We start from the raw sequence: 6,322 nt of genomic DNA on the forward strand, positions 1-6,322 counted from the left end.
CGTTCCGGGTGATGGTCCGCAACGAGCTGTTCCGCTGGGTCGAGCTGCTCGGCCGGCGTGCCTACGGCGAGCTGGTCGAGCGCGAGGGGTCCCGCGACTGGTCGTCCGACCGGCTGGCCGGGGCCATGGCCCCGTACTGGGACGAGCACGACGCGGTCGGCATCGACGCCACGGCCCGGTCCGGCGACCTGTTCCGGCTCGACGAGGCCACGGTCCCCTGGTCCGCCGCCCAGACCCTCGCCGACCCGGCCGGCCACCACGACTGGACGATCCACGCCCGCGTCCGCCCCGACGCCTCCGACGAGGAGAGCCGAGCGGTCCTCGACCTCATCGAAATCTCGACACAGCCGGCGCCATAGCGACCACCTCTGTCGAAGTTTCGATCAGGAGCAGGATCAGGTGGGTGTGGGCGTCAGGGTCTGGGAGAACTGGACGAGGACGTCGAGGACCTCCTCGATGTCCTCGTAGCGGCCCTCCATGTGGCCCAGGGCCAGGGTCTCGATGAGGGCGACGAGGCCCTCCGCCTGCATGTGGAGGCGGCGCCGCTCGGCCGGGGTGCCGGAGGGGAGGCCGCCGGCGGCGAGCGCCGTGGTGAGGTTCCGGAGCGTCACGGCCGTCTCGGCCCGCACGTACTCGCCCACGGGGCTGGCGAGGTCGAGGCGGCTGCGGACCACCAGGCGCAGCACGGCCGGGTGGGCGACGAGGGCCTCGACGGTGGCGCGGAACTGGTGGCGCACGGTGTCGCCGGCCTCACGGGTGATGTCCCGGCGCCGCGCCCACAGCTGCCGCACCAGCTCCACCAGCAGCTGGTCCATGTCGGCGAAGTGGACGTAGAAGGTGGGCTGCTTGACCCCGGCGAGCCCGGCGACGCGGGTGGTGGTGAGGCCGGCCTCGCCGTCGGTGTCGAGGATCTCGAGAGCGGCGTCGAGCAGCCGCTGGCGGGTCTGCTCCTTGGCGAGCTGCCGGCTGGTGGGCGGGCGTGCCGTCGTCGTCATGGGATGATCTCTCTGGGCGATCGCAGCACCAATAGGCTATCGGCCAAGGGGGGACCATGACCGAGACCATCATCCACCGCAGCCCGCTGCCGAGCGTCGAGATCCCGGACGATCACCTCACGCCCTACGTGATGGCGCGGGCGGGTGAGCGGGCCGACCGCGTCGCCTTCCTCGACGGCGCCACCGGCGAGGAGGTCACGTTCGGGCAGCTCGACGACCGGATCCGCCGGTTCGCCGGCGGGCTTGTCGCCAGCGGCTTCCAGCCCGGCCAGGTGCTGGCGATCATGGCGCCGAACTGCCCGGCCTACGCCGTCGTGTTCCACGGCGTGGCTCTGGCCGGGGGCACGGTCTCCACCATCAACCCGACGTACACCGAGGGCGAGGTCCACCACCAGCTCGTCGACTCGGGTGCGACGATGCTGGTCACGATCCCCCTGTTCCTCGACACCGCCCGGGCCGCCATGAAGGACTCCCCCACCACGGAGTTGTTCGTGCTCGGCGGCGCCGAGGGCGAGGCCGACCTGGCGGAGCTGTTCGGCGAGCCGCTAGCCGAGCAGGTGCCGGTGGGCCAGGACCACGTGGTGGTGTTGCCCTACTCGTCGGGCACCACCGGGCTGTCCAAGGGCGTGATGCTCACCCACCGCAACCTGGTGGCCAACGTCGCCCAGTGCCTCGGCTCGGCGCTCCCGATGGACGACGACGACTCGTTCGTCGCCGTGCTGCCGTTCTTCCACATCTACGGCATGCAGGTGCTGATGAACTGCGGCCTCCGGGCGGGCGCCCGGATCGTGACGATGCCCCGCTTCGACCTCCCGCAGTTCCTGGAGCTCCACCAGGCCCAACGGCTGACCCGGGCGTTCGTGGCGCCGCCGATGGTGGTGGCGCTAGCCAAGCACCCGATCGTCGACGGCTACGACCTCAGCGCGCTGCAGGTCGTCTTCTCCGGCGCCGCTCCCCTGTCGGCCGAGCTGGCCCAGGAGGCCGCCCAGCGGCTCGGCTGCGAGGTGGTGCAGGGCTACGGCATGACCGAGCTGTCACCGGTCACCCACGCCACCCCGCCCGGCGGCTTCAAGCCCGGGTCGGTGGGCGTCACCATCTCCGACACCGAGACCCGCATCGTCGACCCCGCCAGCGGCGAGTCGCTCGGCTTCGACCGTGACGGCGAGGTGTGGGTGCGGGGCCCGCAGGTGATGAAGGGCTACCTCAACAACGACGCCGCCACCGCCGACACGATCGACGCGGAGGGGTGGCTGCACACCGGCGACGTGGGCCACGTCGACGCCGACGGCCACCTCTACGTGGTCGACCGGCTCAAGGAGCTCATCAAGTACAAGGGCTTCCAGGTGCCGCCGGCCGAGCTGGAGGCGCTGCTCCTCACGCACCCGGCCGTCGCCGACGCCGCGGTCATCGGCAAGGCCGACGAGGAGGCCGGCGAGATCCCCGTCGGCTTCGTGGTGCTCAAGGAGGGCCGGGAGGCCAGCGACGCCGACATCCAGGCCTTCGTCGCCGACCGGGTCGCCACCTACAAGCAGGTGCGCGAGCTGCACTTCCTCGACGCCATCCCCAAGTCGCCGTCGGGGAAGATCCTCCGCCGGATCCTCCGCGACCAGTTCGCCTGAAGAGGGCCAGCGGATAGGGCCGCGTCGTGCACACACCCGCGGGGATGACCGATGAGTTCGGCTCTCCCCGGGGGTCAGAGCCCGCATGGACGCGATGACCCTTCCGCACGAGCAGGACCTCGTCGTGACGTCGGATCCTGACGCCACTGACGTCGTCACCGACACCCCTGCCGGCGGGCACAGCCACGACGAGAGGACGTTCCGCCAGCTGCTGCTGAACACGCTCGTGAGCGGAGTGACGAGCTCGTTCCTCTGGTTCGCGCTGACGTTCTGGGTGTACCTCGAGACCCGGTCCGTTGTCGCCACCGGCGTGATCGGCGGCGCCTTCGCCCTGTCGTCGGCGGTGCTCGGCCCGTACTTCGGCACCTTCGTGGACCGCCACCGCAAGCACCACGCCATGATGGTGACGACGTCGCTGTCACTCGTGTGCTTCGCCGTCGCCACACTCGTCTTCGTCGCCGTGCCCACCAGCTCGCTGCTGAGCCTCACCCACCCCGCGTTCTGGGTGCTGGTGGGTGCCACGCTGCTCGGCTCGGTCGCCGGGAACATGCGCGGGATCGCGCTGTCCACCTGCGTCACCCTGCTCGTGCCCGAGTCCCGCCGGGACAAGGCCAACGGCATGGTCGGCACCGTCACCGGCATCTCCTTCGCTATCACATCGGTGTTCAGCGGCCTCGTCATCGGCGGACTCGGGATGGGCTGGGCGTACTACGGCTCCGTCGTCATCGTCGCGGCCATGCTGGTCCACCTGCGCTCGATCTCGATCGACGAGGCGGCACCCGTCACCGATCCGGCTGACGGCGCCTCGACCGGCCACGTCGACATCCGAGGCGCGCTCGAGGCCATCCGGGCGGTGCCCGGACTCGGGCTGCTGATCGGGCTTGCCGCGTTCAACAACCTGCTCGCCGGCATCTTCATGGCGCTCACGGACGCCTACGGGCTGTCGCTCGTGTCGGTCGAGGCGTGGGGCCTGCTCTTCGGCTTCATCAGCCTGGCCTTCATCGCCGGCGGCATCGCCGTCGCCAAGTTCGGGCTCGGCAACAACGCCCTGCGGCTCGTGCTCGTGTGCAACCTCGTCAACTGGGCCGTGTGCTCGGTGTTCGCCGTGCAGTCGTCGATCGTGATGCTGACCGTCGGCATGGTCGTGTGGCTGGGCCTCATCCCCGTCATCGAGGCCGCCGAGCAGACGGTGCTGCAGCGGTCCATCCCGTTCGAGCGGCAGGGTCGGGTGTTCGGCTTCGCTCAGCTGGTCGAGAACGCCGCCGCCCCACTCACCGCCTTCCTCATGGCCCCGCTCGCCGAGCGGGTGTTCATGCCCTTCATGACCGACGGGCGCGGAGCCGACATGATCGGCTCGTGGTTCGGCGTCGGACCCGAGCGCGGCATCGCCCTCATGTTCACGATCGCCGGACTGATCGGCGTCGTCGTGACGATCGCCGCACTTCGGTCCCGGCCGTATCGCCGGCTGGCCGCCGCGGTGTGAGCCACGCCTCCCCTCCCGAGACGACTGAAAGAGGAAACCATGACCACGCCGGCCCCGCCCGTCACCGACCACGACGACTTCGAGCGACAGCTCGCCGAGCTGCGCACGCGCGAGAAGGCCCACACCCACGAGGGCGACGCGATCGCCGCGGCCCGGCGCCGGCTGCCCATGACCGAGGTGCCGCCTGACACCACCGTCGTCGGCCCCGACGGCCCGGTCCCGTTCGGCGACGTCTTCGAGGGGCGCGACGAGCTGGTCGTCTACAGCCACATGTTCTACGACGGGAAGCCATGGGAGTGGCAGTGCGAGGGCTGCACCAGGAACACCTGGCCGATGGGGGACGCCGCCGACGCGGCCTACCTCAACGCCTACGGGATCACCTTCGCCGTCCTCGGCGACGGGCCGTACGAGGAGATCGCGGCGTTCCGCGACTTCATGGGCTACACCACGCCGTGGTACTCCAACGCCCACCTCGACGACCCCACCGTGGGCCACGCCGGCCGGATCGCCTGCTACCTGCGGCGGGACGACAAGATCTACCTGACGTACTGGACGACCGGCCGGGGCGACGAGGTGATGAGCCCCTTGTTCGGGCTCCTCGACATGACCGCCTACGGGCGGCGGGAGGCGTGGGAGGACTCGCCCGAGGGGTGGCCGCAGCTCCCGACCCACTCCTTCTTGCGCACCGACGAGCACGGTGCGCCGATGGGGCCCAGAGACGGCGGCCGACCGGTGCCCCAGTGGACCCGCCCGGGCGCCACCGGGGTGTGAACCCCGAAATTGCGTGGCGCGTGGTCGCCATGGGGCCACACCCCACGCAACCTCGCTTCGGTCAGGAGAACGTGAGGCCCTCGAAGTCGCCGGTGGAGCGCCACCGGTCGAGGTACTGGAAGTAGGCCATCGGGCCCTCGGGGTAGCCGACGAAGAAGGTCGAGGCGGGCCCGGGTGGCTGGCCCTCGTTGTTGTAGTAGCCGGGGGTGCAGTCGGGGCCGCCGATGATCCGCGGCGGGGCGGCCTGCAGCAGCTCCACCCAGGCGTCTTCGGCCTCCCGCGTCACCTCCACCCGCTCGAAGCCACCGTCGAGCGCGTGCCGGACGATGCCGGCGATCGTCTTCCCGGACTCGGTCAGGTTGTGGGGGATGTTGGAGATGAGGTTGGCGCCCTGCGTGGGCTGCACCAGGAAGGCGTTGGGGAACCCGTGGACGTGGGTGCCGTGCAGCGAGCGCATCCCCTCGGCCCAGCGCTCCGACAGCCGGGCGCCGTCGCGGCCCGTGAGGTCGAAGCCGGTGCGCCGGGTGTGCTCGGTGCCCACCTCGAAGCCCGACGCGTAGACGATGCAGTCCAGCTCGTAGTCGACGCCGCCGACCACCACGCCGGTCTCGGTCATGCGCTCGACGCCCCGGCCGTCGGTGTCGACCAGGGTGACGCCCGGCTCGTTGTACGCCTGCAGGTACTCGTCGTGGAAGCAGGGCCGCTTGCACAGCTGGCGGTACCACGCCTTGAGGCGCTGCGCCGTGGCCGGGTCGGCGACGAGCCCGTCGACGCGGGAGCGGATGTCCTCCATCTTCTCGTAGTCGGAGTCCTCGTAGGCGGCCAGCATCCCCTCGAGGGTCATCCGGTCGGGCGGCAGCGACATGATGCGCTCGCGCACCCGGCGGGACAGGTCGGTCCAGCCGTCCATCACCAGGTCGTCCTCGGCGCTGCCACCGGCCTGGTTGGCGGTGAAGTTCTCGAGCCAGCGCTGCTGCCAGCCGGGCGTGGCCATCGACTCGAACCACTCGGGGTCGGTGGGCCGGTTGTCGCGCACGTCGACCGACGAAGGGGTGCGCTGGAAGACGTACAGCTCCCGGCACGCCCGGGCGAGGTGGGGGACGCACTGGACGGCGGTGGCGCCGGTCCCGATGATGCCGACGCGCTTGTCGGCCAGGCGGTCCATCGGCGCACCGTCGGCGTCGCCGCCCGTGTAGTCGTAGTCCCAGCGGCTGGTGTGGAACGAGTGGCCGGCGAACGACTCGATGCCCGGGATGCCGGGGAGCTTCGGCACGTGCAGCGGCCCGGTGCCCATGGTGACGAACTGGGCGGTGAACTCGTCGCCCCGGTTGGTGCGGACGGTCCAGCGGCCGGCGGCGTCGTCCCACTCCAGGGCGGTGACCTCGGTGTGGAACAGCGCGTTGTCGTAGAGCCCGTACTGCTTGGCGATGCGCTCGCAGTGCTCGAGGATCTCG

The 6,322-nt window shown here is 70.8% G+C and carries 6 protein-coding genes; 4 read left to right on the top strand and 2 right to left on the bottom strand.

Going from position 1 to position 6,322, the window contains the following annotated elements; all coding sequences use genetic code 11:
* On the top strand, positions 1-359 hold a 359-nt coding region (locus tag VK611_13125; GenBank protein ID HMG42273.1), incomplete at its 5' end, for a DUF3516 domain-containing protein.
* Positions 360-395: 36 nt separating this feature from the next.
* On the opposite strand, the gene VK611_13130 is transcribed toward VK611_13125, so the two are convergent.
* Positions 396-995 (bottom strand): TetR family transcriptional regulator, encoded by a 600-nt coding sequence (locus VK611_13130; GenBank protein HMG42274.1) that lies wholly within the window; start codon positions 993-995, stop codon positions 396-398.
* A gap of 56 nt (positions 996-1,051) precedes the next feature.
* On the opposite strand from VK611_13130, the gene VK611_13135 reads away from it, so the two are divergent.
* The 3 genes from VK611_13135 to VK611_13145 all read left to right on the top strand — a co-directional run bounded on the left by VK611_13135 (position 1,052) and on the right by VK611_13145 (position 4,868).
* Positions 1,052-2,614, top strand: a complete 1,563-nt coding sequence (locus tag VK611_13135) for a 4-coumarate--CoA ligase family protein (GenBank protein ID HMG42275.1) — start codon at positions 1,052-1,054, stop codon at positions 2,612-2,614.
* 94 nt (positions 2,615-2,708) lie between these two features.
* A complete protein-coding gene (locus VK611_13140) occupies positions 2,709-4,097 on the top strand; it encodes an MFS transporter (GenBank protein ID HMG42276.1) in 1,389 nt (462 codons plus the stop codon).
* Between the two features lie 39 nt (positions 4,098-4,136).
* Positions 4,137-4,868: a DUF899 family protein gene (locus VK611_13145; GenBank protein HMG42277.1), complete on the top strand. Its 732-nt coding sequence runs from the start codon at positions 4,137-4,139 to the stop codon at positions 4,866-4,868.
* 61 nt (positions 4,869-4,929) lie between these two features.
* Here the strand turns inward: VK611_13145 and VK611_13150 are convergent.
* The coding region (locus VK611_13150) for an NAD(P)/FAD-dependent oxidoreductase (GenBank protein HMG42278.1) at positions 4,930-6,322 on the bottom strand (1,393 nt) is incomplete at its 5' end.

The organism is Acidimicrobiales bacterium, assembly GCA_035316325.1.
Lineage (GTDB): Bacteria > Actinomycetota > Acidimicrobiia > Acidimicrobiales > VFJN01 > DASXTK01.